This window comes from Hungatella sp. (assembly GCF_046966825.1).
The window spans coordinates 18,198-43,092 of sequence record NZ_JBKVCZ010000027.1; the positions used below are offsets into that span (position 1 = coordinate 18,198).

General features: G+C 49.7%; 26 protein-coding genes, 1 pseudogene and 2 riboswitches. Of the genes and pseudogenes, 6 read left to right on the top strand and 21 right to left on the bottom strand.

Annotation, left to right across the window (positions count from 1 at the left end):
- Positions 1 to 70: 70 nt before the first annotated feature.
- Positions 71 to 850 (top strand): HD domain-containing protein, encoded by a 780-nt coding sequence (locus ACLTD4_RS10920; RefSeq protein ID WP_412331310.1) that lies wholly within the window; start codon positions 71 to 73, stop codon positions 848 to 850.
- 2 nt (positions 851 to 852) lie between these two features.
- Here the strand turns inward: ACLTD4_RS10920 and ACLTD4_RS10925 are convergent, their stop codons facing one another.
- Both ACLTD4_RS10925 and ACLTD4_RS10930 read right to left on the bottom strand, forming a co-directional pair.
- Entirely contained in the window at positions 853 to 1,413 is a 561-nt protein-coding gene (locus ACLTD4_RS10925) for a folate family ECF transporter S component (RefSeq protein ID WP_055652897.1), read from the bottom strand.
- Between the two features lie 64 nt (positions 1,414 to 1,477).
- Positions 1,478 to 1,576, bottom strand: a riboswitch (THF riboswitch).
- Positions 1,577 to 1,641: 65 nt separating this feature from the next.
- On the bottom strand, positions 1,642 to 2,187 hold the full coding sequence (locus tag ACLTD4_RS10930; RefSeq protein ID WP_117620604.1) for a phosphatase PAP2 family protein: 546 nt from the start codon (positions 2,185 to 2,187) through the stop codon (positions 1,642 to 1,644).
- A gap of 145 nt (positions 2,188 to 2,332) precedes the next feature.
- Between ACLTD4_RS10930 and ACLTD4_RS10935 the strand changes: the two genes are divergently transcribed.
- Both ACLTD4_RS10935 and ACLTD4_RS10940 read left to right on the top strand, forming a co-directional pair.
- A complete protein-coding gene (locus tag ACLTD4_RS10935) occupies positions 2,333 to 2,704 on the top strand; it encodes a CidA/LrgA family protein (RefSeq protein ID WP_002603885.1) in 372 nt (123 codons plus the stop codon).
- Positions 2,697 to 3,389 carry an LrgB family protein gene (locus tag ACLTD4_RS10940; RefSeq protein ID WP_002603884.1) on the top strand — a complete coding sequence of 231 codons (693 nt, stop codon included), beginning with the start codon at positions 2,697 to 2,699 and terminating at the stop codon, positions 3,387 to 3,389. The genes ACLTD4_RS10935 and ACLTD4_RS10940 overlap by 8 nt, the downstream gene beginning before the upstream one ends.
- A 71-nt stretch (positions 3,390 to 3,460) precedes the next feature.
- Here the strand turns inward: ACLTD4_RS10940 and ACLTD4_RS10945 are convergent, their stop codons facing one another.
- Together ACLTD4_RS10945 and ACLTD4_RS10950 are read right to left on the bottom strand one after the other, a co-directional pair.
- Positions 3,461 to 4,642, bottom strand: coding sequence for an N-acetylmuramoyl-L-alanine amidase family protein (locus ACLTD4_RS10945; RefSeq protein WP_055652899.1), 1,182 nt, complete (start codon positions 4,640 to 4,642; stop codon positions 3,461 to 3,463).
- Positions 4,643 to 4,847: 205 nt separating this feature from the next.
- Positions 4,848 to 5,492 carry a sugar O-acetyltransferase gene (locus ACLTD4_RS10950; protein ID WP_117620603.1) on the bottom strand — a complete coding sequence of 215 codons (645 nt, stop codon included), beginning with the start codon at positions 5,490 to 5,492 and terminating at the stop codon, positions 4,848 to 4,850.
- Positions 5,493 to 5,661: 169 nt separating this feature from the next.
- Between ACLTD4_RS10950 and ACLTD4_RS10955 the strand changes: the two genes are divergently transcribed.
- The gene (locus ACLTD4_RS10955) at positions 5,662 to 6,348 is read left to right on the top strand and encodes a DUF554 domain-containing protein (RefSeq protein WP_117620602.1); all 687 of its coding nucleotides are present in this window, start codon (positions 5,662 to 5,664) and stop codon (positions 6,346 to 6,348) included.
- A gap of 2 nt (positions 6,349 to 6,350) precedes the next feature.
- Here ACLTD4_RS10955 and fliB read toward each other — a convergent pair whose 3' ends face one another.
- The 15 genes and pseudogenes from fliB to ACLTD4_RS11030 all read right to left on the bottom strand — a co-directional run bounded on the left by fliB (position 6,351) and on the right by ACLTD4_RS11030 (position 22,206).
- Positions 6,351 to 7,517, bottom strand: coding sequence for a flagellin lysine-N-methylase (gene fliB / locus ACLTD4_RS10960; RefSeq protein WP_117620601.1), 1,167 nt, complete (start codon positions 7,515 to 7,517; stop codon positions 6,351 to 6,353).
- Between the two features lie 59 nt (positions 7,518 to 7,576).
- On the bottom strand, positions 7,577 to 8,203 hold the full coding sequence (locus ACLTD4_RS10965; RefSeq protein ID WP_055652902.1) for a manganese efflux pump MntP family protein: 627 nt from the start codon (positions 8,201 to 8,203) through the stop codon (positions 7,577 to 7,579).
- A gap of 38 nt (positions 8,204 to 8,241) precedes the next feature.
- Positions 8,242 to 9,603, bottom strand: a complete 1,362-nt coding sequence (locus tag ACLTD4_RS10970) for an MATE family efflux transporter (RefSeq protein ID WP_055652903.1) — start codon at positions 9,601 to 9,603, stop codon at positions 8,242 to 8,244.
- A 98-nt stretch (positions 9,604 to 9,701) separates the two neighbouring features.
- A complete protein-coding gene (gene lepB / locus ACLTD4_RS10975) occupies positions 9,702 to 10,268 on the bottom strand; it encodes a signal peptidase I (protein ID WP_055652904.1) in 567 nt (188 codons plus the stop codon).
- 258 nt (positions 10,269 to 10,526) lie between these two features.
- Positions 10,527 to 11,983 (bottom strand): annotated as a pseudogene (gene nagE, locus ACLTD4_RS10980) (N-acetylglucosamine-specific PTS transporter subunit IIBC).
- A gap of 73 nt (positions 11,984 to 12,056) precedes the next feature.
- Positions 12,057 to 12,311 carry an HPr family phosphocarrier protein gene (locus ACLTD4_RS10985; protein ID WP_002603876.1) on the bottom strand — a complete coding sequence of 85 codons (255 nt, stop codon included), beginning with the start codon at positions 12,309 to 12,311 and terminating at the stop codon, positions 12,057 to 12,059.
- Between the two features lie 12 nt (positions 12,312 to 12,323).
- Positions 12,324 to 12,815 (bottom strand): PTS glucose transporter subunit IIA, encoded by a 492-nt coding sequence (locus ACLTD4_RS10990; protein ID WP_117620600.1) that lies wholly within the window; start codon positions 12,813 to 12,815, stop codon positions 12,324 to 12,326.
- A 25-nt stretch (positions 12,816 to 12,840) separates the two neighbouring features.
- Positions 12,841 to 13,668 (bottom strand): BglG family transcription antiterminator LicT, encoded by an 828-nt coding sequence (licT, locus tag ACLTD4_RS10995; protein ID WP_002603874.1) that lies wholly within the window; start codon positions 13,666 to 13,668, stop codon positions 12,841 to 12,843.
- A gap of 173 nt (positions 13,669 to 13,841) precedes the next feature.
- Positions 13,842 to 14,492: an RNA polymerase sporulation sigma factor SigK gene (sigK, locus tag ACLTD4_RS11000; protein ID WP_002603873.1), complete on the bottom strand. Its 651-nt coding sequence runs from the start codon at positions 14,490 to 14,492 to the stop codon at positions 13,842 to 13,844.
- 106 nt (positions 14,493 to 14,598) lie between these two features.
- Entirely contained in the window at positions 14,599 to 15,939 is a 1,341-nt protein-coding gene (locus ACLTD4_RS11005) for an MATE family efflux transporter (protein WP_117620599.1), read from the bottom strand.
- Positions 15,940 to 16,155: 216 nt separating this feature from the next.
- Positions 16,156 to 17,331: a phosphoribosylaminoimidazolecarboxamide formyltransferase gene (locus ACLTD4_RS11010; protein WP_117620598.1), complete on the bottom strand. Its 1,176-nt coding sequence runs from the start codon at positions 17,329 to 17,331 to the stop codon at positions 16,156 to 16,158.
- Between the two features lie 26 nt (positions 17,332 to 17,357).
- Entirely contained in the window at positions 17,358 to 18,098 is a 741-nt protein-coding gene (locus tag ACLTD4_RS11015) for an IMP cyclohydrolase (RefSeq protein WP_117620597.1), read from the bottom strand.
- Positions 18,099 to 18,181: 83 nt separating this feature from the next.
- A riboswitch (ZMP/ZTP riboswitch) is annotated at positions 18,182 to 18,264 on the bottom strand.
- A 55-nt stretch (positions 18,265 to 18,319) separates the two neighbouring features.
- Positions 18,320 to 19,681 carry an ABC transporter permease gene (locus ACLTD4_RS11020; protein WP_055652908.1) on the bottom strand — a complete coding sequence of 454 codons (1,362 nt, stop codon included), beginning with the start codon at positions 19,679 to 19,681 and terminating at the stop codon, positions 18,320 to 18,322.
- Positions 19,671 to 21,500 carry a hypothetical protein gene (locus tag ACLTD4_RS11025; RefSeq protein ID WP_117620596.1) on the bottom strand — a complete coding sequence of 610 codons (1,830 nt, stop codon included), beginning with the start codon at positions 21,498 to 21,500 and terminating at the stop codon, positions 19,671 to 19,673. Before ACLTD4_RS11025 ends, ACLTD4_RS11020 begins: the two co-directional genes overlap by 11 nt.
- Positions 21,484 to 22,206: an ABC transporter ATP-binding protein gene (locus ACLTD4_RS11030; protein ID WP_055653139.1), complete on the bottom strand. Its 723-nt coding sequence runs from the start codon at positions 22,204 to 22,206 to the stop codon at positions 21,484 to 21,486. The genes ACLTD4_RS11025 and ACLTD4_RS11030 overlap by 17 nt, the downstream gene beginning before the upstream one ends.
- A 303-nt stretch (positions 22,207 to 22,509) precedes the next feature.
- Between ACLTD4_RS11030 and pyrB the strand changes: the two genes are divergently transcribed.
- Positions 22,510 to 23,433, top strand: a complete 924-nt coding sequence (gene pyrB / locus ACLTD4_RS11035) for an aspartate carbamoyltransferase (protein WP_002603866.1) — start codon at positions 22,510 to 22,512, stop codon at positions 23,431 to 23,433.
- Positions 23,427 to 23,852 carry an aspartate carbamoyltransferase regulatory subunit gene (locus tag ACLTD4_RS11040; RefSeq protein ID WP_002603865.1) on the top strand — a complete coding sequence of 142 codons (426 nt, stop codon included), beginning with the start codon at positions 23,427 to 23,429 and terminating at the stop codon, positions 23,850 to 23,852. Before pyrB ends, ACLTD4_RS11040 begins: the two co-directional genes overlap by 7 nt.
- Positions 23,853 to 23,924: 72 nt before the next feature.
- Here the strand turns inward: ACLTD4_RS11040 and ACLTD4_RS11045 are convergent, their stop codons facing one another.
- Both ACLTD4_RS11045 and ACLTD4_RS11050 read right to left on the bottom strand, forming a co-directional pair.
- The gene (locus tag ACLTD4_RS11045; RefSeq protein ID WP_055652910.1) at positions 23,925 to 24,317 is read right to left on the bottom strand and encodes a DUF3021 family protein; all 393 of its coding nucleotides are present in this window, start codon (positions 24,315 to 24,317) and stop codon (positions 23,925 to 23,927) included.
- Position 24,318: 1 nt separating this feature from the next.
- Complete coding sequence (locus ACLTD4_RS11050) at positions 24,319 to 24,768, bottom strand: LytTR family DNA-binding domain-containing protein (RefSeq protein ID WP_117620595.1); 450 nt, start codon at positions 24,766 to 24,768, stop codon at positions 24,319 to 24,321.
- Between the last annotated feature and the right edge of the window lie 127 nt (positions 24,769 to 24,895).

The window sequence follows — 24,895 nt, forward strand, 5'->3', positions numbered from 1 at the left end:
TTGCCATCGTCTGCGATTCGTAGTATAATGCAGACACTTAAGATTATAGTATGAAAGAAGGGTTCTGTCTATGGATTTTACACAGGCAAAAAAAATATTTGCTGGATATTTAAAGCAGTATGACACGAAAAACGAGAAAATCCGGCTGAAAATCGTACATACCTACGGCGTAACAGACGCCGCCCGGCTGATCTCCAAAGGCCTTGGCCTCTCCGACGAGGACACCGCCCTGGCCCTGCACATTGCGCTTCTCCACGACATCGGCCGCTTTGAACAGCTGAAGAAATACGACAGCTTTGACGATTCCATCGTTCCTCACGCGGAGTTAAGCCTCTCGATTCTGTTCGAGGATCATCTGATCCGCAGCTTCATTCCGGAACGCAGCTACGATTCCATCATCTATACAGCCATAAAGAATCATGGACTCTACCTGATGGATGACTCCCTCACCGGAAAGGAACGCCTGCATTCCATGCTCATCCGGGATGCCGATAAACTCGATAATTTCCGGGTAAAGGAGCAGGACTCCATCCACGCGATGCTGGATGTCGAGGCCGAAGAGCTGGGCGCGGAGGCCATCTCCGACCATATCCTCACGTCCTTCTTAAACCGCTGTCCCATTAAAAACGCCGACCGTGTGACGCACATGGATATGTGGATCTCCTACCTCGGCTATATCTATGACTTAAACTTTCCGGAAAGCCGCCGTATTGTGGCCGGGCGCGGCACCATCGATACGCTCATCGACCGGGTCCCATACAGCAACGAGGCCACCCGGCGGAAGATGGAGCTCATCCGTCAGGCGGCCTGGAACTTTTTATCAGAATCCGCTGCCGGGAGCAGCCGTTGAAATTACGCGAAATTCGTACGGACCGCCTTTAAAATCCCAAGCAGGTTTAATGCCTTCAAAACACTGTAAAAGATCATGGAATCAATGGGCCACATAATCAGGTTCTTGATCACTCTGGCCGGCAGTATCACCATAAAGCCCTTGCCGTACAGGACGGACAGACACAGGGTGTTTAAGATCACGTTGCAGATCAGCATCACTACAAACTTGGCTAACAGCACCCTCCAGAAGGTGATGGGCTTCTTATAGTAGAAGCAGCCATAGAGCACGCCCGCCAGTATGACGACAGCCGTAAGCCCCGGGAAAAATGGTCCGGCAGGCTTGAGCAGATACTTCAGCACATCCAGACCTCCGGCGAAGATTCCGCCTACCACGGGTCCGAATAAATAGGCGCATACGCCGTTTGGAATGCCGGAAAAGCCGATTCGGATGGTACTGCCTACATTGATGGAAAACATGCCCAGAATGATGGCGATGGCCGCGAGCATAGCCGCGGTGGTGATGGTCCTTACAGATTTCAGTTCTTTGTAAGAATCGGTGAACAAAGTGACGAATTTTTTCATAAAAAAATACCTCCTTTGCAGACCTCTTACTACAACCGAAGATAATAAACGTATCATCTTCTGATGCAGCGGGATGCGATTCGTGTACCGCAAGAGAAATCTTTTCGTCCGGCTGACAACTCCCTGTTCAACCAGCACTTAACGCACACAAACCTACTCTGCTAATATTGATTTGTAATTTGTAACGAACTCAGTATATCACAGAATACGGAAAATGCAAATATTTTTTCATTTGGCGTCTGCATTCTTTTCTTTCTTTTGTCTTACCATCCATTCCACGCCCTTATGGACTGCCAGCGCGATCACGACTCCCAGCACAAGTCCGGTCAGAACGTCCGACGGAAAATGAACGAAGAGATACAGCCTGGAAAATGCAATGAGTGCCGCGAGAACAAGCGCCGCCGCTCCCCAGCGCCGGTTATAGAGTAAGATGCTCACAGCCGCCTCAAAGGAGGCCATGGTATGGCCGGAAGGGAAGGAAAAGTCCCCCGGATTTTCGATCAACAGCTGTACGGCCGGATCGATCCAGCACGGCCGTTCTCTCGCCACCAAATTTTTTAAGAGAATATTGCCGATCAGTAAACCGCCTGCCAGGGATAAAAGAACGCAGAATCCCATCCTCCTCGTCTTTTTAAAACAGAACAGCACCAGTCCCGTAAGAATCCAGAAAATTCCGCTGTCCCCCAGATGGGTAATATTTTTCATCACCACATCCAGCCATGGCGTATGGATGGACTGCAGAAAATAAAGAATTCCAAACTCCGCTTCTATCATGATTTATAAGCTCCTTTCGGTATGAATCTGTTTTTTTTCGGTGTAATGGGTATTATAACAGTTGAAAAAATATTTGACAAGCGGCTTATTTGAGTTTAGGATAAACCGTAGTTAAATGAATGATACATAAAGGGAGGCAAAAGACATGAAATTCATCAAACAATTCAGTATCATCCTGATAATTTCCCTGATTGGGGAAGCGCTTCACTACTTTATTCCTCTGCCAGTTCCAGCCAGCATCTACGGGCTGCTTATTATGCTCGCGGGGCTTCAGACGAAGCTCATACCTCTGGACAGCGTCCAGGAAGCCAGTTACTTCTTAATCGACATTATGCCGCTGATGTTCATACCTGCCGCGGTGGGACTTCTCGATTCCTGGGGACTGCTCCGGCCGATCCTCATCCCTTTTCTGGTCATCACCATGGTCTCCACAGTGGTAGTTATGGTCGTCTCTGGGAAAATTACGCAGTTTTTTATAAGATCTGACAAAAAGAAGAAGGTACCGGAACATGAATGAGATGATAAAAGAGTTTTTGTTTTTTGGAGCAGCTGTAAGCATCATGGGATATGAACTGGGCCTTTTTCTCAAGGCGAAGTTCAGACTTCCGATTTTTAATCCACTGTTGATATCCATTATCGCAGTCATGATATTTTTATCCGTTTTCCACATAGACTATGAAAGCTATAATGTAAGCGCCAGATACTTAAGCTATCTGCTGACTCCGGCCACCGTCTGTCTGGCCGTCCCGCTCTATCAGCAGCTAAGCCTGCTGAAAAAGCACGCCAGGGCCATTCTGGCGGGAACCGTGACCGGTGTTCTGACCACGATGGCGACGGTTCTGGTCCTTGCGCTCCTCTTCCAGCTGACTCACGAACAGTATGTCACCTTTCTTCCCAAGTCCATCACCACCGCCATCGGCATGGGCGTATCCGAGGAGATGGGCGGCATTGTCACGATCACCGTGGCCTGCATTATCATCACGGGAATCATCGGCAACATCATCGCGGAGACCGTCTGCCGTCTCTTCCACATCACAGAACCTGTCGCAAAGGGTATTGCCATCGGTTCTGCCTCCCACGCCATCGGCACCACAAAAGCCATGGAAATGGGCGAGATCGAAGGAGCCATGAGCAGCCTCGCCATCGCCGTGTCCGGGCTTTGCACGGTGTTGTTCGCATCGGTATTTGCGAATTTTATTTAACCACAATCTGAGCTTAAAAAAGAGTCAAAAATGGGTACGGTGGAAAGCTCCACTGTACCCATTTATCTGCATCACTGCTGTACCCAGACTCCATTATAATCCACATATCTTCCATCCGGAGTCCAGCGTCCCGCGTACATCACGCCGCTTCCGTCCATATAGTACCAGGCTCCGTTAATATACTGCCAGCCCGTCATCATGGCTCCGCTTCCATCCAGATAATACCAGTCGCCGTTGATTCTCTGCCATCCGACCTGCATCACGCCGCTGGAATTCATGTAGTACCAGCGTCCGTTTACATACTGCCAGTCCGTCGTTCTCACGCCGCTTCCGTCCAGGTAGTACCACGCCCCGTCGATCTGCTGCCATCCGGTGCGCATCTTGCCGTCAGGTCCCAGATAGTAGTTATTGCCGTCGATCCGCCTCCAGCCTGTCGTCATATATCCATCGCCGTCGAAATAATACCATGCATTGTCTATCAGCTTCCAGCAGCTTCTCGGATATCCGCCGCCTGAATATGCGTACCACCAGCCTCTGGCATTCTGCTGCCATGCTCCGTTTCCGCCGTAGTACCAGACCTCATCCTCGTCAATGTAGTAATCCTCCGAATAGTCGGACCACTCGCCTGCTCTGGAATTATAGCTTGCAATGGCGCGGACACGGAAGGTGTAGGAACCCTCACGGTCCATATTGTTTGCGAAATTATAGCTGCTGTCTGTTGTCTTGACGGTCACTACCGATTTCTCGTCGCGGTAAAGACGGACCTCGTATTCCTTCGAACCTTCCAATGGATCCCAGTAAGCCACGTTTCCGCCCCACTCCAGGTTCTGAACGCTGCTTAAGGTTCCGCCGATTCTCTTTAAATACACCTCCAGCTCCATCTGTGTCCCGTCGTCGTAGATTCTGGCCTTCTTATAGACGGCGCTGCATCCGTTTAACGTAAATCTGCTCTTCGATGTGGAACTGAAACGGTATCCGCTCTTCGCCGTCAGTTCTACATGAACCAGCGGCCGGTCGCCGACTACCCAGACGTCGCCTTCGTTTGAATACTCCGCGTATTCAACGGTAAATGGCTGTCCATCCGGCGCCTTCACGTGAATTCGGCCGATCTCATTGCCGGACTTCGGTTCCTCCCCCGAGTACGAGAAGTCCAGCTTCACCGAATCAATCTTCGTATCTGCGGCCCATGCCGGCATGGCCAGCGCCATGATCAGGACCAGTGTCATAATAAACCCTAACCGCTTTCCTTTCATAACAAATCCCTCCTCATAAAAATGCTCCAGTTATTTTCTATCTTCATTATAGTAAAACAACCAATATCTTTCAATTTCTTTATCATTACGATATATTACATTTTTATGACAGACTTTTCCAGTTATTTTTTTTAATATGTAACCATTTTGTCATTTTATGACTTTTCAGCGGTTTTTTTGTAACTTAAATCTGTTTTTTCAGCCTCTAGTCTCTGTCCCAGTCTTCATTAACCGGACAGCCCTTCCGGTAAGACAGCCGGTCTTCCTCCGTAATCTCCCGCACCACTCTGCACGGCGTCCCGAAGGCCACCGAATGGGAAGGAATGTCGTGGGTTACCACGCTGCCGGCTCCGATCACCACATCGTTTCCGATCGTCACACCGGGCAGAATAATCGTATTCGATCCGACCCATACATCGTCCCCGATGTGGATAGGCAGGGAAAACTGAGCGCCCTTGCGGCGGTACTCTCCCCAGACAGGATGTCCCGTGACCGTAAGCGTCACATTCGGTCCAAACATCACGTAGTTGCCGATAAATACTTCACAGTCATCGACGACACACATATTAAAATTGGAATAAAAGTGATGACCGATATGCGTATTGCATCCGTACGAAAAAAAGGCGGGGGATTCAATCCAGATTTCCTCTCCCGCTTCCGCCAGGAGTTCGTCTAAAATCCTCCGTTTTTCCTTTACATTCGACGGTCTTGTCTGATTATAATCATAGACCAGCTCCTTACAATGCACGCGCTGGTATTGGATTTTCTGCTCATATGCCTTGTTCTCTTCCAGCTCGTGGCCGAATTCGCAGTATAGGCGGCCACTCTTCATCTTGCCTTCCAATGACATGTTTTTGTACCTCCGGTTGTTTTTTTTCTTTTATTCTATCACAGTCGTGTATGGTTGTAAAACGCAAAACAATTTCGTTTCCAGTTTCCTTTCCCCGGGCTTTCTGCTATACTAATGAATAAAACGGACGGCAGACAGTCCGAAACAGGAAAGGAAATTGTGAAACGATATGATACTCAATGGTGCCCTGATCAATGGAGCCGCGGTGCTCGCCGGCGGACTCGCCGGAAGTGCGTTAAAGAAAGGAATCCCGGAGCGGCTCGACCGCACGCTGACCCAGGGCCTGGGCCTCTGCGTCGTATTCGTGGGAATAAGCGGCGCGTTAAAGGGGGAGCAGGTCATCATTGCCATTCTCTCCATGGTGATCGGAACGCTGTTTGGAGAACTCATCAACATCGACCGCCAGCTGACCCGGGCCGGATACTGTCTTCAGTCCAGACTCATCCGCGGTTCCTCGGACAGCACCTTTGCGGAGAGCTTCGTCAGCTGTACGATCTTCGTCTGTGTAGGAGCCATGGCGATCGTCGGCTCCCTCCAGAGCGGACTGTCCGGCAATCATGAGATTCTCTATGCCAAGTCCTTAATCGATTTCGTGTCCACCATGGTCATGGCCGCCGCCCTGGGGCCCGGAGCCGCCCTGGCCTCCGTCCCGGTACTTCTCTACGAGGCGGCGCTGACGCTGTCCACCGGCGCCGTATCCGCGTTCTTAACGCCCCCTGTCGTCAATGAAATGACGTGCGTTGGCTCCCTGATCATTATGGCCATCGGCTTCAATATGCTTAAAATAACCGATATCAAGGTTGCCAACTTCCTGCTGGCGCCGTTTCTTCCGGTTCTGCTCTGCCATTTCTTTTAATTCTACCCCATGACCAGCGTAAGCAGCCGGTCCAGGCCGCAGACCTTCTTCTCACGGAACAGGGTCTCCAGGCGTTCCAGATTTAGATCAGAGTGTTCCACCTCTCTTGAATAGCGGCGCGCGGCCTCAAAAAACACGTTCTTATCCAGTACGCCGCCCTGCTCTTTCCACAGGGCCTGCGCCGTCTCACGGATCAGGAGCGTACTCACCACGGCCAGCTTCATCTTCTCATAGGGGCGTTCATCGTATTCCGCACCGCAGAACCAGGTAAACACAAAGTAGACCATCAGCTGCTCAGACCACCGCTCCCATGTCTTACGCCGCTTCTCCGACACCTCTAGGAATTCATAAAATTCCTGTCTCTGCGCCTCATACGCACTTTCCCCTGCTCCGTACAGAACCTTCCTGATCCGCCCGATATAGTCCGGCCAGCCGGCATTTAACACCTCCAGCTCATCAAAGAAGCCGAACAGTTCTTTCATCCCGTCAAAACGGCTCTCTCCGTCAATCTGATACGTCAAAAGCCTGGAAGCCAGCTTCCCGACAGCCCCCTTCCTTCCGTAACGCTCCAGCAGGGAATCCGTCTCATACAGACGGTCATTCACGATTCTGCGCTGTAAGTCATGAGCCAGTCCCAGCACGATTCCCGTGCGCAGGTTCCAGTCCAGCTCCCGGTTCTGCAGCGTGGAAATGATGAAATCTCTGCAGTCCATGAGCTTCGTATAAAGAAAGAAATCAAAATAAGGGTAAGTCTCCTCCTTCTCCGTCTCTTTGCTCAGGAACCGCACCGGCTCCTCACAGTCCAGAATCAGCTTTGCAGCCTCCGGACACGACAGCGACAGAGATATCTCCCTCACCCCCTCAAACTCCTCGATATGCCTGGGATACGCCCGGCACGTCCGGCAGAGCATGGAAGGGCCCGCCTCCGAATAGATGTCGCAGAGATTATTTTCATCTAAAAATGCACAACGCCCGTCATACTGCCGGAACGCAGAATTCTCCCAGTCAATGGAATTCTTCAGCCGGCTGCCGAAGGGATCTCTTCTTTTCCTGTATTTTTTTAACGATGCGTCATCGATCATAATCTGCCAGCCGGCACAACACGTATCCGGACATTCGCCCGCCACGCACTGAAACCGGCTGTAATAATGTGGTACTGTTATCTTCATTTCTCTTATCTCCTGTCACCTGACCATTCGGAACCACCACCAGGTGCTCATAGTATAACTCATGAAAGGCTTTTTGTCACGGCCAGAATCATGAACAGGACGCCGCTGATCCAGGAGAGGTCGCATTTGCAGCGGGAAGCCAGCTTTTTTCCTAAAAAAAGGCCCGCATACATCATCACGATTCCCATGATGAGTGCCGTCCCCATCGTCAGTCCCACCGGTATTTCCAGAAATGCGGAGAGGGCCCCCGCAATCAGGCTGTCGATCGACATGGCGAAGGACAGAAACAGAACCTCCTTCCATGACAGCGACTGGGAATGGTCCCAGTCCGCCGCCATGGGATCTCCGTAGATATTGACAATGATACGAAGGCCGGAGAAAGAAAATGTAATTCCCTTATGCAGGCTTACATGCCTGTTAATGTATTTCTTAATGGTATAATCGAGAAGCTTTACCACGCCGAGAAGGAAAAGGCTGATAAAACACACCATCCGGGTCATGCTCTCCGGAACCAGACCGTCCAGTACACTTCCCGCCACCAGCGCAATCCCCAGACAACCGCTGCAGATTGCATTCATGACAACGATTTTTTCCCACGTAATATGCACTTTATTTGCGCCATAGGCCATGCTGGCCACAAAAGTGTCCATGCAGAGAGCCAGGACTAAAACCAGGATATGAAACATAGTCATCTGTCTTTGCTTTTTCTAGTAATATATTCCGCTTAACCGGTTTTGGAAACCCTTCCTGCGTTTCTCTCCTTCCAAAAGCCATAAATTACGTAAATAAGTGTATAACAGGCCATAAATCCGGACACCAACGGGGCGATGGTTCCGATGCGGAACAGATTATCCGGCCAGCGGCTGTAGACCAGCCAGATCAGGGGCATACGCAGAGCCAGGGCTCCGAAGCAGCAGCTGATCATGGTGAAAATGGTCTTCGACCTGCCATTTAAATAGCCATTTAAACAGAACACGAAGCTGACTGCCAGATAGTCATAGCTGCACGATGTAAAAAACGGAATTCCCGCCGCTATGATATCCTGATTATCTGAGAAAATCCCGATCATGGTCTGAGGGGACACTTGGGCCCACAGCCAGAACACTGCGGAAGCCGCCACGGCAAAGGCAAGCCCTGCCGTAAGGGAACGCTTTGCCCGCTCCGGCTTACCCGCCCCGTAATTTTGAGCGGTGATGGCCGCCAGCGCGTTGGCGATGGAGGTGGCCGGCAGCATGGCAAACACATCATACTTGCTTGCCACGCCCACGGCCGCCGCCGCATAGACGCCCAGCCGGTTCGTCACGCTGGTCAGATAGAGGAAGGAAAGCCGCACCATGCATTCCTGCAGGGAGATGGGAATCCCCACCTTTGCCAGCTCCAGCGCCTTATCCCGGTCAATTTTCAGATTGGCAAACCGAAAGGTGAAGATAAACTGATTCCGGTTTAAGTACCAGATCGCACAGATCATGCTGACCGCCTGGGAACCGATGGTGGCAATGGCGACTCCCGCCACCCCCATGCCGAGGATGCCCGTGAGCACCACGTCGCCCACGATGTTTAACACGCAGGCCAGGGCGATAAACATCATGGGCCGTTTGGAGTCCCCGTATCCCCGCAGGATCGCGCTGATGGCGTTATAGCCGCAGATAAAGAGGATTCCGCAGCTGCATATGATCACATACAGCTTTGCCAGTTCAAACGACTCCTCAGGCGTTTTTAACAGCCTTAAGACAGCCGGAGTAAAGAAGAGCATCAGGACCGTCAGTACGACCGCCGCCGCCCCGAATATGGACAGCGTCGTCCCGATGGTCTTCCTCACCTCCTCCTTCGCATTCATCCCCGTATACTTTCCCACCATGATGGTTCCGCCGAGCGTAAGTCCCGTAATCATGCTGGTGATGATCTGTGTCACCTGCGTTCCCGTGGAAACCGCGGCGACGCTCTCCGGCGTACAGTATTTGCCGATCACAAGCAGATCCACGGCCCCATACAGCGCCTGAATCACATTTGCAATCACAAACGGAATCGAAAATTCCAGCAGAACCCGGAACACATTTCCCTCCGTCAGATTATTTTCCTGTTTCATCGTCCAGTTCCTCCCAGTCTGTGCAACATTAACAAAGCTCTTTTCTATTACATAAAATAGACCTTCCAGTTGCTGGAAGGTCAAGTGATTTCTGAAAATTATTTAATTTTTCCAATTCTGGGATAGTAACGAAAGAGAACCTTTGCCAGTATCTTTTTCTCGGGCACATAGGGATCCGGCCAGTATCTCGCGTCTGCGGAGTAATTCCGGTTGTCTCCCAGCATCAGGTAACAGCCCTCCGGCACTTCAAAATGGTAATCGTCGGAGTCCATCGCCTCCCGCAAATACGGCTCGTCCTGCAGGGCTCCGTCAATGTACAGCTGATTGTCCCTGATCTCCACCGTCTCTCCGGGCAGACCGATAACCCGCTTCACCAGTCGTGTTTCCTCGTTGCCGGGTCCTGTCTCATGATCGAAAATAACGATATCTCCCCGCTCAGGATCTCCGCCGAGCTTATAGGCCAGCCTGGAACCGATAATCCGGTCTCCTGTCATGATCGTCGTTTCCATGGAACCGGAGGGCACCGTGCTGTTCGCTATAATGAAGGTGTTGAGGAAGAACGCGATCGCCGCAGCTGCAATGATGATCTTCACCCATTCAAATATTTCTTTTTTCAGATCAAACGGCTCTTCCTGTTCCTGTAACTTTTCTTTTTTCTCTCTCATGTCTGCACATTTTCCTTTGCTGTTCTGTTTTCTTTCCCTATTCTACCACAAAATTTACCTTTCGTTCAGCCTTTTCACATAAAATTAACATTTATTTTTGGCAAACCTCCTGACAATCCCCTTTTTGGTAGAATAAAGAGTCCGGCGAGCCGGACTCCCGCGCCGAAGCGCGGTCGCCTCAGCGGCCCAGGATGAACTTTCCTATTACATAGTAAAACAGCCGGAACGGTCGCCCGCCCGGCTGTCTCTCTATCGTGATTACTTACACAGTTTCTTGAATTCGTCAGCTACGAACTGTACCTGAGGACCAACAATAACCTGTACGCTGGTCTTTCCTGGTCTGATTACACCTGCAACGCCTGCAGATTTAATCTTCTTCTCGCTAACCTTTGTGTAGTCCTTGATTTCCAGTCTTAATCTGGTAATGCAGTTATCTACACTTGTTACGTTCTCTTTGCCGCCAAGGCCTTCCAGAATGATTGTAGCGATCTGAGTAAAATCATTGTTGGCTAATGTAACTTTTGACTCATCCATGTCAAACTCATCATCATCTTCACGGCCAGGAGTCTTAAAGTTGAATTTAACAATGGCAAAACGGAATACCACATAGTAAATCAAACCGTAAACTAAACCTAACGGAAGCATAAACAATGGATTCTCAGCCATTGGAGCCTTCATGCTCAGTAACCAGTCAACGAAACCTGCGCTGAACCAGAAACCGGAACGGACTGGAAGTAAAGCTGTGACTGCCAGTGAAATACCTGTTAATACAGCATGGATTAAGTATAATCCTGGTGCAAGGAACATGAATGCGAATTCCAGAGGTTCTGTAACACCTGTAAAGAAGGAACAAAGTGCTGCTGCGAATAATAAACCATAAGCATTTTTCTTCTTACCCGGTTTTGCTGTCTGATACATGGCAAGAGCTGCAGCCGGTAAACCAAACATCATGACTGGGAAGAAACCAGACATGTACATACCTGTCTGTCCGTAAACCGCACCATCGACGGTTCCCCAGAACTTGAACAGATCGTTAATACCAGCAACGTCAAACCAGAATACGGAATTCAGCGCATGATGTAATCCGAGCGGAATCAGCAGTCTGTTGAAGAAGCCGTAAATACCAGCGCCGATCGGGCCTAAACCGATGATCGACTCGCCAAAAGCTACCAGTGCAGAATAGACAATTGGCCAGATAAAGAACAGAATCAGAGAAGCAACGATCGATACCAAAGCCGTTACAATTGCAACACTGAGTTTACCGCTGAAGAATGCAAGTGCATCCGGAAGCTTCGTGTTCTTGAAGCGATTATAGCAGGTAGCGCCAATCAAACCACTTAAGATACCGATAGCCTGATTATTGATTTTGAGAATGCTGCATTTACTTCTGATACATCAATTCCCTTTAAGGAACCTACTGCAGGTGAAAGAATCTGCTGAATCATCAGCCATGATACAATACCGGCTAAAGCCGCTGTACCATCGTTGTCATCAGCCATTCCGATTGCAACACCGATTGCGAACAGAATCGCCATGTTGTCAATCAGCGCACCGCCTGCCTTCACAAGGAAGAACGAAAGCGCGCTTGGCGTACCGAGTCCCGACATTACATTCGGGTCAATCCAGTAACCAATACCCATCAGGATACCAGCTGCAGGTAAACACGCTACGGGGAGCATCAATGATTTACCAAGTCTTTGCAAATACTTCATCATAATAAAGAAACCCCTTTCTTTTTTGTCCTAACGGACATTATTTATCTGATCCTGTGCCCATCACAGGTTCAAATCATATCTGGTCCAGCACCTCTAAAAGTGCTTTCTCCGCCTCTTCCTCATCGGTTCCCTCGAACCGGAACCGAAGCATCTCTCCTTCTCTGATCTCGAGACTCATCAGAGCGAGAAGATTCTTTCCATCCACCGTTTCCCCTTCCGCGGCAACGTCAATCCGGCATTCGTATTCTCTCGCCTTCATGAACAGCCGTGAAGCCGGCCTTGCGTGAAAGCCCATAGGGTCTTTCACTTCATATAAGAACTCCCTCATAGATCTCCAGCCCTATAATTCGATAATCGGATCCAGTTCCTTAACCTGCATGCCGGTATGGCATACCATATCCGGATAATTTGGCGTGTTGCATACGATGATTGGTGTGATCACATCGTAGCCAGCTTCCTTGATCGCGTCGATGTCAAACTCCACAAGGAGCTCTCCCGCCTTGACATGCTCGCCCTGCTTCTTATAGGAGGTATAGTGCTCTCCCTTTAAATTTACGGTATCAAGGCCCACATGGACGATGATCTCAGCGCCTCCGTCAGTCGTTACGCTGACTGCGTGCTTTGTCTCAAACATAACGGTCAGAACACCGCTGGCCGGAGCCACGATTCTTCCCTTTTCCGGAATGATGGCAATACCCTTTCCCAGTATTTCCTGACTGAAGGTCGGGTCGCTGACCTCGCTTAACGGTACCGCCTTTCCTTCTACCGGCGCAAGGATCTTCTCTCTCTCCTTCTCGCCTCCTGAAAACATCTTTTTCAATGAACTAAACATGTTTCCTCAATCTCCTTTCTTCTCCTTAAATTCTTATTCTCTTAATATGGACAGCCAGATATGCCGTTTCTTCCTCGGTCACATCATGGTGGTAGGTCACCTGGATATAATCCTTCAGCTTCAGACTGCATGCGTATTCTTCCGGATACATCTGACTGATCAGCTGGTTGAATTCCGGATTATCACTGTTTAGCATCTCTCCTCCGATAATCCGCTGAGCCAGGAAACGAAGATGCGTGACAAAACGCTGGTAATTCAGCGAAGTTTCATCTAAATCCATGGAAAAATATTCTTTCACGATTTTTACAACATTCTGAATTAAGGTTGTAATATCAATCGTGTCCCGCATGGCTGTATTATATTCGGCATTTACTATATGAAGCGCGATAAATCCCGCCTCGTCCACCGGAAGTGTAATTCCAATCCTTCGCTCAATCAGGGCCACGGCGTACTCGCCGATTAAGTACTCTTCCTTGTAGAACGTCTTGATCTCGTTTAACAGCGGATTGGTAAACATCATCTTCTCTTTAAATCGTTCGATGGCAAAATTAATATGATCTGTCAGTGTAATATAGATGCTTTGGTTCAAACGCCGGTTCAACACGCTTTTCGCATAATTGATGATCTCCGTGGATGCCTGAATGTGCTCCAGAGGCAGATTCGCCAACAGCTCTTTAAACTTATCCGTGCTGTTCTGGCTGTCTAACCGGAAGACCTTCTCGATCTTTCCCTCCGGAATCTCTTTTCCGGGCTTCATTCCAAATCCCAGTCCCCGGCCCATGATAACGACTTCTTTTCCATCCGCTTCTATGGCACTGACAATGTTATTGTTGATAATCTTGTCAATTTTCATACTTCACCTACAAATAAAAAAACCAATTTTGCCAGCGAAAATAAAATTATATTTTCATTGATCAAAATTGGTTTTGCCTGCTTACCAGTAACAATCCATCTCGTATTAACTTAATTCATACTATACCAGAACTCTAGGAAAAAGTCAACAAATTATTTAGACATTTTTTATACTTATTTAATAATTCCTGATTTTTTATTGTTTTTCTCGAATTCCATACGTAATTTTTCAATGGATTTCTTCTCGATCCGGCTGACATAGGACCTGGATATTCCTAACATATCAGCGATCTCCCGCTGGGTGTGCTCCTTTCCTCCGTATAGTCCGTACCGCATGCCGATCACCTTTTTTTCCGTGTCTCTGAGACAGTGGTCAAACGCATCGTACAGTTCCTTGATGTCCTGGCTCAGGATGATGGTCTCCAGAGCCTCCTTGTTCTCCATCTCTATGACATCCACCAGGCTGACGGTCTCACCATCCTTGTCTACTCCGATGGGCTCAAATAAAGACACCTCTTTTGAATATTTTTTATTAGCACGAAGGAGCATGAGGATTTCATTTTCCACACACTTCGCGGCATAGGTGGCGAGTCTTGACCCCCTGTCCGTGTGAAACGTATTGACGGCCTTGATCAGACCGATGGTTCCGACAGACAGGAGGTCCTCCATATCATAATCCGTATTCTGATACTTCTTGGCCACATGCGCTACCAGACGCATATTCCGCTCGATGAGTGTGGCTCTCGCCTCCTGATCCCCTTCCTGGTATCGTTCCAGACACTCTCGTTCCTCTCGCGCAGTTAAAGGTTTGGGAAAAGTTTTCAAAGAAAGCCGCCTTAAAACTTACTTACTCTCATTTTATGCCGTCTTTCCTTTTAAAGTGCTTTTACAAAAAATATAGGCTTATACTTCTTTTTATTTTCCCTCGTTTTTACCTTTTTCGCGTCTCTTCCCACCTCATATAGCCGAAACAGATGACGATGGACACGAAGGAAGCCAGCGGCGCGGCAAGTCCCATGGGGAATAAGCTGTCCCCTGCGATCAGGCTGAAGCCGTAGGTCGCCGGAATCCGGACAAGAAAGGTAGCGATCATGCTGTGGATAAACGGGACCAGCGCGTTGCTCCTGCCGCTGAAATACGAGTTGATGCAGAACACGAAGCTGACCAGGATGCAGTCATAGGAGTATGACCGGAGGTACTGGGCCGCCGCCTGTATGACGGCCTCGTCCCTGGAGAACACGGCCGTGACCAGCGGCGCAAAAAACTGGACAAAAATACAGACCGCAATCCCAAAGATCAGGGAAAAGCCGATCCCATACCAGAGCGCCCGCTTCGCCCGCTCCGGCTTCTTCGCCCCGATGTTCTGCGCAGTCACCGTGGTCACTGCCGATGCGATGGCGCTTGGAGGCAGCATGGCAAAGGAGATGATCTTCTCCACGACTCCCACGGCGGCGGACGCGGTCAGTCCCATGGTGTTGATGATCGTCGTGATAATCAGGAATGAGACGTTGACCAGCGCGTCCTGCAGGGCAAGCGGAAATCCTACCTTTAGGATGGCAGCGGCCGGTTTTCTGCGGAGTCTTAAGTGACGCCGTCCAAAGGGGAAGGAAAATCCTTTTTTATACATATATGCCAGAGCCGCCAGGAAGCTGACTGCCTGGGCGATAACCGTGGCGAGGGCCGCTCCGGCTGCGCCCATGCCCATCCAGCCGGTGAACAGGAAATCGCCGATGACATTGACGATGCAGGCCAGGCCGATGAAGATGACCGGCGTCCGTGAATCCCCGATCCCGCGGAAAATACCGCTGACGCCGTTATATCCGGTGATAAACGGAAGTCCGCAGGAACAGATGAAGATATAGCTGCGCGCCGCGCTGACCGCCTCCGGCGGGGTTTTCATCAAGGCTACAGCCCCATTAACGGCAAGCAGCATCAGCGGGGTTAAGACAAGGGCCATCAGGTAGAATAAGACGGCGACGCAGCCTATAGCCTCCGCCGCGCCTTCCTGGTTCTTCTCTCCGATCTTCTGACCGATCAGTACGGTCCCGCCCATGGATATTCCCAGGATGATCCAGGTGACCGTCTGCATCACCTGGCTGCCGATCGCCACGGCAGATACGGACGCGGAAGTCGAAAACTGTCCCACGACAAATAAATCGACGGCTCCATATAAGGCCTGGAGAAAGTTTGAGATGAGAAATGGAACGGCAAAGCGCAGAAGCGCCGGGGCCAGTTTTCCCTCTGTCAGTGTGTTTTGAGTGGTTGAATTCATATAAAGGTACCTCCTGAGCTTTCTTTACTACGTAAAAAAGCCGGATAAAATATCAGGATTTCCACCTGACATCTTATCCGGCATATAAAATTCAAACGATTTATATCCCTCCGATGAACCACTAATATTTTATCAAATATCTTCGGTTTGTCAATACTTTGCCTCGTTTTTTGTCTTTTCTTTTGTCCTCTTTTGTCTCCGCTAAAACGCAGATTCTTAGTGGTGGAACAGACGGATCCCCGTAAATGCCATCGCCATGCCGTATTTGTCACACGTCTCGATCACCTGATCGTCACGGACAGATCCGCCTGGCTGAGCCACATACTTCACGCCGCTCTTATACGCCCGGTCAATGTTGTCACCGAAGGGGAAGAACGCATCGGAGCCGAGGGCTACATCTGTCATCTTGTCCAGCCACGCTCTCTTCTCCTCTTTTGTAAATACCTCTGGTTTTTCCTTGAAAATACTCTCCCATCTGCCGTCTGCAAGCACATCCATATAGTCCTCGCCGATGTAGACATCAATCGCATTGTCGCGGTCCGCGCGGCGGATGTTGTCGACAAAGGACAGATTTAAGACCTTCGGGCACTGACGCAGGAACCAGTTATCCGCCTTGTTTCCTGCCAGTCTCGTACAGTGAACGCGGGACTGCTGTCCTGCGCCGATGCCGATGGCCTGGCCACCCTTTGCGAAGCAGACAGAGTTGGACTGGGTATATTTTAAGGTGATCAGGGAGATGATCAGATCGATCTTCGCGGAATCCGGAATCTCTTTATTGGAAGTCACGACTTCTTTTAACAGTTCCTCATCGATCTTCAGTTCGTTTCTTCCCTGCTCGAATACAATGCCGTACACCTGCTTGCGCTCGATCGGCTCCGGTCTGTACGCGGGATCGATGGCGATGACATTGTAATTGCCGTTCTTCTTGGACTTTAATATCTCCAGTGCCTCCGGCTCATATCCGGGAGCGATGACGCCGTCGGAGACTTCCCGCTTGATGATCCTGGCCGTATCTGCATCACAGACGTCGGACAGGGAGATAAAATCACCGAAGGAAGACATGCGGTCCGCGCCTCTCGCTCTGGCATAGGCGCTGGCTAAGGGCGAGAGCTCTCCCATATCGTCTACCCAGTAAATCTTTCTTAACGTCTCGTCCAGCGGAAGGCCCACGGCCGCTCCCGCCGGAGACACATGCTTAAAGGAAGCCGCGGCCGGAAGTCCTGTCGCCTCTTTCAGTTCTTTTACCAGTTGCCAGCCGTTGAAGGCATCCATGAAATTAATATAGCCCGGACGACCGCTCAGCACTTCGATCGGCAGATCTCCGTTCTTCACGAAGATTCTGGACGGTTTCTGATTTGGGTTGCAGCCATACTTCAGTTCTAATTCGTTCATCGCTTTTTCTCCTTTTGTATAAAGAATTACTGGTTTTTATTCACAATGCGTGTCTCATACGCACCTGTGGCAATCGTAATATACCGTACAAACAGGGATACCTTGTTGTCCTCGTTTAAATTTTCCCACAGCAGGCTGGTGAACGCGTCGATGTCGTCGATGGTCTCCACCCGTTTGGGCTCGCCTTCAAAGCTTGGAAGCGGATTGCCGTCATGCATATACGTATGGATGAAATGGCCCTCTCCGGCAGCAGGATTCTCGTAGGCAAATGTATAGCGGCAGCAGGAATCAGGATTTCCGTTGCTGCTCTTTAAGATGGACATGGCATAATTATAATGGCCCTTCTCCTGGACATCACAGTCCGTACAGCCCTTCACATGCATAATTCCAGAGATCCGGGGCGTATAGTTGGGGCTGTCCGGCTCAAACTCACGGCTTCTTAAGGACTGCTCGAATGTCATCTGCTTATCCATGCCCTCATAGATCGTATCTGTCTGGTCTCCATTGGTCACGATCGTCTTATTCCCAAGAACACGGACAGGTGCGTAGATGATCAGGCTGGGATCGGTAAGCTTCGCCGGATCGAATGCCTGGGTACGGATTCCCTCCCCGTCCTCCACGAATACACGGTTGCGGCTGTTCTCGCTTCTTCCCATAATAAAGTAAGCAGCCACCGCCTTCGTTCCATCCGGTGTCTTTCCGATGATAATCCCTCTTCCCGGATAGGAATTGCCTCTCAAATCGTCCTTCAGTGAAATCATGTTCATCTTCTTTCCTCCTAAATAGTGGTATCGTCCGAAATCATAGGACAAACTTTCCTGTGAAATAAAAAACCGCCTGGATACCCCAAAAGCGGTGCCCAGGCGGTCGGCTTCTTATCGAACGTGCTCCCCGTGGTATCTCTCCACTTATCCGCCAGTCGCACGTCACTCTGTCACATATCATATAATATTCCGGTCTGAAATGCAAGTATTTTTTCCCGTACTTCCTACTCGTTCCGGATTGCCGCAAGCGGGCTTAGCTTCATGGCTCTCAGTGACGGGAAGAAGCCTGCCGCCATACCGACGAATATGGCAAATCCCACTGCCGATACCGAAAGCCACGGTGGAATTCTCGATAAATCTCCTTCTATGCCTACCAGAAACTGGCCGGATAAAAACTTATTGGCAATAAAGGAGATTCCATAGCTTAAGATAATTCCGATCACACCTCCCATGAAACCGATAAAACCGGATTCCAGCAGGAACATGTTCCTGATATTGCCCATGTCGCATCCGAGGACCTTGATGATACCGATCTCCTTCGTACGCTCATAGATCGACATCATCATGGTATTGGCAATGCCGATGGCCGCTACAAACAGGGACACGGCGCCGATGCCGCCCAGCACGGCCTGCACCATATTGGACTGCTTCTGGGACTGTTCCAGCCAGTCCATGTTGCTGTTGGCTTGGAATCCCATGTCGTTAATAATCTTCTGCACTTCGGTGACGTTCTTCATATCATCCACTTCCACCACCGCCTGCTCGTAGACGAAGTAATTAAAGGGCTTTCCCTTCTTATTCGTCGGCTGGTTTGGAATCGGTTTCTTCTTAAATACCTGCTTTAGCTGAGATTTCAGCATGTCGATGTCCACATACACACTGTAGCTGTAGTTGTTCCAGTCCTCCAGGCCGCCTTCCACCAGGCCCGAGGTCGGCAGCAAATACTTCTTGGGAGCCTTGACCGGAGTTCCTCCCTCCGTCGTGCTTCCGTTCTGGCTCTGATAATAGGCATCCGTATCGAAAATCACGAAAATCGGCTTATTTATAAAGTCGATATCCGGGACGTCGTCTCCGCTCATGCCGTACCGGTTGCTCCTGGACTTCGGATTATAAAACTGTCTGGGCACCATGTTGCCGACCACCATCTGAAGCTCATTGCCGCTGGTGTCCGGCACAGTCCCCTCCTTTAAGGGGATCTTTTCCATATATTCCTTTGTCACACCGGTAAGGTTGACATTCGCCTGGTAGACGCCCTGACGCATGATAACGTACGTCGACAGGATCGGCGAGACTGTTTTCACGTGGTCCAGCCTTCGAAACTGGTCCATGACCTCATCCGTCATATACTTCGGATCCTTTCCGTCATCGGAACCGCCCCACATGGCGTCAGAATAGATGGATATCTCCGTCAGGCTGCCGTAGGAGGCAATCTGCTCCATGGTGAGTTCATTTAAACCGATACCCAAAGAGACCATGACCACGATGGAGGCTGTACCGATGACAACCCCCAGAACGGTCAGGAATGTCCTGAGCTTTCTCCGTCTTAAATTGTTCACACTCATGGAAAGCAAATCACTAAATCTCATCGTCTATTTCCTCTTCCTCTGCTGCCTTCTTCTTTTTCCGTCTCTTAACAAGGATAATGCCTGCCGCGGTGCCGGCCACAAGCACTACGATCACCGCTGGAATTATGAACTTCTGGTATTTCTTAATGCCTGTCGGTTCCGCGTCCGCCGGAAACGTGCCCATGTCATCCGACATATCGAAGTCCTGATCCACAGCCTCCGTTACCATGAGCGTCATCTCTTTTTCGATCGGATCGCTGACTACTCCGTTCTCATCCTCATAGGTAATCATAATCTTGATCTTGCCGTCATCCGCAGTGGGGGCGATGCCTGACAGCATGGCGTCCACGCTGCCGGAGTCTCCCGGCTTGATATTGCCCACATAGGCGTCTGTCTTCTGGACGGAATCGCCCAAGAAGGTGACCATCACGTTATAAAGAAGGACTTTGCCTGTGTTGTTGATCTGGAACATGACATTGGATTCCGCTCCGACAGAGATGGAGTCCGGCATGATATCGATGGTGCCGGTGTTAAGCCGGGCCATCTGCTTCACCGGAATGTCCACCGTTACTTTCTCCTCGGCGTTCTTGAATTCCGGGCTGTCGTATTTCTCATTGATCGTAATGGCGTAGGTTCTCTGATCCACCCAGGCCCCTGCCTTCATACGGATCTTAAGCTCTGTGCTCTGTCCTGCCGCCAGGGAATTCACCACGATGGAGGAGGAACCGGAGTCTGTGGTAAATACCGCGCTGTCCGTCACCTTCTCGGATTCCAGGGTAAATAAGATGTTGCTGGCAGCCACGTTCTCGGATGCGTTCTTCATGCGGAGAATCAGGTCGAAATCATCGCCTGCGTAAACCACCTCCGGAATCGTCTGGAATCCGTCGACGATCAGTCTGGCCTTCGTTCTGTCGTTGGCGTTAAACTCTCCCGTCTCCTCTTCCTTGTCCTTGTTCTGAACGTGTACGTAGAAGATGGATTCCGCTTTCTGAATATCGCCCTCGGTGCTGTCTCTGTATTCGATCGTAAAGGTGATCGGATAGTATCCGGTGTACGACTCCTTGCGGATAGCCATACTGTAGGATACCTCCTGGCTCTCACCGCCGCCGACCCGGTCAAAATGCCTCACGTAATTTCCGTCATTGATGTTAAAGGGGAATTTTGTGCTGTCTTCGCTTAATCCCATGCGAACATTGACATCAAATGCCGTAATATTCGACGCGTTGCGTAAGTTTACGGTAAAATTCATCACATCCGGATACTGGCCGGATGGGGTGGACTGGTTTTCCCCCAGCTCAAAACGGATCGATCCGTCGTCGTCTCCCGATTCCGTGGTCCCGCTGGACTTTGTGATCCAGACGTTGATGTGGTCGGTCGTAACGTAGTCACCACTATCCTCGATGATAATCGGTACGGAATAATAGCCTTCGGCAATATCTCTTCTGACTCTGGCAGATAAGGAAACGTTTTTGGTCGCGCCTGCCTTAACAGGCCCAATTACTTTGGCGTCAAAAATATCGGAAGTAATTTCAAAGGGAAAGATGGAACCATTATACCTGGTATCTTCATCCGGATCTTCCGCCGCGTCGAATTCGCTGTCCACCGCGCTGTCATCAAACTTTACGGAGGCCCTCCGGAAATCCCTGGTTCCATCACCGTTGCCGAATATCATATTAATCGTCATATTCTGACCGGTCTTTCCAGTCGGCGTCTTCTTAACATCAAGATACGTATTCCTTTGTATCCCGTACTGCGCCCCCATCGACTGAAGCGGCACAGCCCCCAGCACTACCAGTACGGCAAGCAGACCTGCCAGTACCCTATTACCTCTCTTCTTCATTCTCTGTATCCTCCTCGGTATCATCATGGTGTTGTTCTTCGATCTTGAAGATCTTGCCGTCTACTATATGTAACTGCCGGTCGGCAAAGCCGGCAATATAATTATCATGGGTTACCATGACAAGCGTCTGATTCTGCTCCCGCACAATCTTCCTCATCAGCCCCAGAATCTCCTTCGTCGTCTTCGAATCCAGATTACCGGTAGGCTCATCCGCGAAAATGATCTGCGGGTCCACGGCCAGGGCCCTGGCGATTCCCACTCGCTGCTGCTGTCCGCCGGACATCTCGTTGGCCATGTGCTTCATCTGCTTCTCCAGGCCGACCAGCTTAATATACTTTACTGCCTTCTCGTTCCGCTTCTTCCTCGGGACTCCCCGGAAAGAGAGCGGCAGAGCCACATTCTCTACGGCGTTCATCGTCTGAAGCAGATTATAGGACTGAAAGATGAAGCCCACATGCTTCCGCCGGAAGGCGACCAGCTGGTTCTCCGTCAGCTTCTCGATATGTTTCCCGGCAATGAGAATCTCCCCCTTCGAGGGCTTCTCCAATCCGGCCATCATATTAAGAAGAGTAGACTTTCCGGAACCGGACGGTCCGACAATCGCACAAAATTCTCCTTTATATATCGTAAAGTCGACCCCTCCCAAGGCATAGACCCTGGTGTCGCCGACTTTATATACTTTGTAGAGATTTTTCACCTGAATCATAGGTATCTTCTTACTCTTCTCTTCCCTGTTTTCTTCCGCCAAAGCAGATACCTCCTCACTATGAGCACTTAGCGCCCTTCTTTTCTCATACTGCCATTATACAACAGGTTTTCCATCCGGTCTTCCTTAATTTTCTTAAAGTTCCTTAAATATTCCTTACAGGCACTTTTTTTGTAAAAAACTATGGAAATATTTTATAAGATACTATATAATGGGTAAAGAATTCAGCAGCACTGCTGCCCTGTCATTTTGATTCCCATTCAAAATGCGGATTGTATAAGACATTGGATAAAGGAGATTCTTATGAGACATTTATTAAACCCATTAGACTTTAGTGTGGAAGAAACCGGTCAGCTGCTCGATCTGGCAGACAATATTGAACATCACCTTTCGGAATATTCCCACGTATGTGACGGAAAAAAATTAGCGACATTATTTTATGAGCCAAGTACAAGAACTCGTTTGAGTTTTGAAGCAGCCATGTTAAATTTAGGTGGCAGCGTACTCGGCTTTTCTTCTGCCGATTCCAGCTCGGCAGCAAAAGGCGAGAGCGTGGCCGATACGATCCGTGTCATTTCCTGCTACGCCGATATCTGCGCCATGAGACATCCGAAGGAGGGCGCTCCGTTAGTTGCCGCCACCCATTCCGGAATTCCGGTCATCAACGCCGGTGACGGCGGCCATCAGCACCCGACCCAGACACTCACGGACTTGCTGTCAATCCGTTCCTTAAAGGGCCGTCTTCATGACCTGACCATTGGCCTCTGCGGCGATTTAAAGTTCGGCCGCACCGTTCACTCCCTGATCAACGCCCTGGTTCGCTATGAGAACATTAAGTTCGTCCTCATTTCCCCGCCGGAGCTGCGTGTACCGGAATACATCAGGGAAGACGTTTTAAAAGCGAACAACATCGAATTTGTGGAAATGGACAGCTTAGACGAGGCCATGCCTTCTCTCGACATTCTCTACATGACCCGCGTACAGAAGGAACGTTTCTTCAACGAGGAAGATTACATTCGTTTGAAAGACTGCTACATTCTCGATAAGAACAAGATGAAGCTTGCCAAGGAGGACATGTACGTTCTTCACCCGCTTCCCAGGGTCAACGAAATATCCGTAGAAGTAGACAACGACCCGAGAGCCGCCTACTTTAAACAGGCCCAGTACGGCGTATACGTGCGCATGGCCCTTATTATGACATTACTGGAGGTAGAAAAACCATGTTAAATATCAGCGGATTAAACGAAGGCATCGTATTAGACCATATTCAGGCCGGCAAGAGCCTGGACATCTACTATAACCTGGGACTGGACAAGTTAGACTGCCAGGTAGCGATTATCAAGAATGCAAGAAGCAACAAGATGGGACGCAAGGACATCATTAAGATCGAGGGCGGCCTGGACCACATCGATCTCGACATTCTCGGCTACATCGATCACAACATCACGGTCAACATTATCCGGGATAATCAGATTGCGGAAAAGAGAACCTTGAAGCTTCCGAAAAAGATCACCAATGTGATCCACTGCAGGAACCCGCGCTGCATCACCTCCATCGAGCAGGAGCTGCCGCATATCTTCTATCTTGCGGATTCGGAGACCGAGACCTACCGCTGCATGTACTGCGAGGAAAAGTACTCCAAATAAAACAAAAAGAATCATGACAGGGGAACTGGCACTGTCATGATTCTTTTTTACTTTCTGAAAACCTGTTATTTCTTATCTGCTCAGCTTTTTATTCAGCTCCTTCGTCTCGGCCAGCCGCACCAGGAATGTTCCCACATAGATAATCACATAAATGACAAGGAATGCAGGCAGCATCACTCTGGCGCTGGAAATCCAGCTGGCAGAATAGTTAAGAAACGTTCCAACTGTCACCGCCAGGGCAAAACAGAGGCAGAAATGAATAACGGTACGGATCAGCAGATTGCCAAAATCCATACACATAATATGGGAAATAACCGTAAACAGCGCGGACGCCGCCAGCCATACGAGAATCTGCTTAAGCGTTCCATCCATGCCGCCCATAACTGCCAGGGACACCGTACACACAACGGCCCCGATTCCAATTCCTGTAAACAGATACGTCAAAAATCCTTCCAATCGTTTCATATTATCTTCCCTCCATAATATATTTTCTAAAATCCTTCATGTAGTTTCTGGAAATGAGCAGCTTTGTCTTTCCATCTTTTAAAAATGCGGTGTAATTCCCGCTGAACTCCACCTCCACAAAAGCGACCATAGCTGCGTTGATCACGGTACTTTTGCTGATCTGAATAAATCCCCTGTGGCGAAGCTGCCGGGCCAGCTCATAGAGCCTTCCTTTTGCCTCATAGACTCCGGATACCAGATATGCGCTGACTTTTCCGCCCTCCGTGAGAAAATAACTGATCTCCTCCGGCCTGAAAAAGTATTCCTTCTCTTCCGCATACAGCGGTATCTGGGAAATACCTCCCGCGCCGCCTAAAAGCTCCAGCAGCTGCCTGACTTCCTCGCTTCCGCTTCGTCCGCGTATGATGACCTCCGGCTCTTCCATGTCTCCCGGTTCGATGATAATTTTCATATTCTTCCTCCCTTCTGATGTCATTGTATACCACCCCTTCTGATTTGTCTCACCAAACGCGGTAAGTGGTATTTTTTCGCCTGTAAGATGTGTTTTTCTATTACACAAAAAAATGCAGCTGGCCGGA

What these genes read in the sequence shown, in the direction of transcription:
- ACLTD4_RS11045 (WP_055652910.1), bottom strand. Translation starts at nt 24,317, where the DNA reads ATGAAACGATTGGAAGGATTTTTGACGTATCTGTTTACAGGAATTGGA.
- ACLTD4_RS10990 (WP_117620600.1), bottom strand. Translation starts at nt 12,815, where the DNA reads ATGTTTAGTTCATTGAAAAAGATGTTTTCAGGAGGCGAGAAGGAGAGA.
- ACLTD4_RS10950 (WP_117620603.1), bottom strand. Translation starts at nt 5,492, where the DNA reads ATGTCATTGGAAGGCAAGATGAAGAGTGGCCGCCTATACTGCGAATTC.
- ACLTD4_RS11020 (WP_055652908.1), bottom strand. Translation starts at nt 19,681, where the DNA reads ATGAGATTTAGTGATTTGCTTTCCATGAGTGTGAACAATTTAAGACGG.
- lepB (WP_055652904.1), bottom strand. Translation starts at nt 10,268, where the DNA reads ATGAGAGAGAAAAAAGAAAAGTTACAGGAACAGGAAGAGCCGTTTGAT.
- ACLTD4_RS11015 (WP_117620597.1), bottom strand. Translation starts at nt 18,098, where the DNA reads ATGAACATGATTTCACTGAAGGACGATTTGAGAGGCAATTCCTATCCG.
- ACLTD4_RS10970 (WP_055652903.1), bottom strand. Translation starts at nt 9,603, where the DNA reads ATGAAACAGGAAAATAATCTGACGGAGGGAAATGTGTTCCGGGTTCTG.
- ACLTD4_RS11050 (WP_117620595.1), bottom strand. Translation starts at nt 24,768, where the DNA reads ATGAAAATTATCATCGAACCGGGAGACATGGAAGAGCCGGAGGTCATC.
- ACLTD4_RS11010 (WP_117620598.1), bottom strand. Translation starts at nt 17,331, where the DNA reads ATGAACGAATTAGAACTGAAGTATGGCTGCAACCCAAATCAGAAACCG.
- ACLTD4_RS10930 (WP_117620604.1), bottom strand. Translation starts at nt 2,187, where the DNA reads ATGATAGAAGCGGAGTTTGGAATTCTTTATTTTCTGCAGTCCATCCAT.
- ACLTD4_RS10955 (WP_117620602.1), top strand. Translation starts at nt 5,662, where the DNA reads ATGATACTCAATGGTGCCCTGATCAATGGAGCCGCGGTGCTCGCCGGC.
- ACLTD4_RS11040 (WP_002603865.1), top strand. Translation starts at nt 23,427, where the DNA reads ATGTTAAATATCAGCGGATTAAACGAAGGCATCGTATTAGACCATATT.
- ACLTD4_RS10920 (WP_412331310.1), top strand. Translation starts at nt 71, where the DNA reads ATGGATTTTACACAGGCAAAAAAAATATTTGCTGGATATTTAAAGCAG.
- ACLTD4_RS10935 (WP_002603885.1), top strand. Translation starts at nt 2,333, where the DNA reads ATGAAATTCATCAAACAATTCAGTATCATCCTGATAATTTCCCTGATT.
- fliB (WP_117620601.1), bottom strand. Translation starts at nt 7,517, where the DNA reads ATGAAGATAACAGTACCACATTATTACAGCCGGTTTCAGTGCGTGGCG.
- ACLTD4_RS10940 (WP_002603884.1), top strand. Translation starts at nt 2,697, where the DNA reads ATGAATGAGATGATAAAAGAGTTTTTGTTTTTTGGAGCAGCTGTAAGC.
- pyrB (WP_002603866.1), top strand. Translation starts at nt 22,510, where the DNA reads ATGAGACATTTATTAAACCCATTAGACTTTAGTGTGGAAGAAACCGGT.
- ACLTD4_RS10965 (WP_055652902.1), bottom strand. Translation starts at nt 8,203, where the DNA reads ATGTTTCATATCCTGGTTTTAGTCCTGGCTCTCTGCATGGACACTTTT.
- ACLTD4_RS10945 (WP_055652899.1), bottom strand. Translation starts at nt 4,642, where the DNA reads ATGAAAGGAAAGCGGTTAGGGTTTATTATGACACTGGTCCTGATCATG.
- ACLTD4_RS11005 (WP_117620599.1), bottom strand. Translation starts at nt 15,939, where the DNA reads ATGAATTCAACCACTCAAAACACACTGACAGAGGGAAAACTGGCCCCG.
- ACLTD4_RS10925 (WP_055652897.1), bottom strand. Translation starts at nt 1,413, where the DNA reads ATGAAAAAATTCGTCACTTTGTTCACCGATTCTTACAAAGAACTGAAA.
- ACLTD4_RS11025 (WP_117620596.1), bottom strand. Translation starts at nt 21,500, where the DNA reads ATGAAGAAGAGAGGTAATAGGGTACTGGCAGGTCTGCTTGCCGTACTG.
- ACLTD4_RS11030 (WP_055653139.1), bottom strand. Translation starts at nt 22,206, where the DNA reads ATGATTCAGGTGAAAAATCTCTACAAAGTATATAAAGTCGGCGACACC.
- ACLTD4_RS10985 (WP_002603876.1), bottom strand. Translation starts at nt 12,311, where the DNA reads ATGAGGGAGTTCTTATATGAAGTGAAAGACCCTATGGGCTTTCACGCA.
- licT (WP_002603874.1), bottom strand. Translation starts at nt 13,668, where the DNA reads ATGAAAATTGACAAGATTATCAACAATAACATTGTCAGTGCCATAGAA.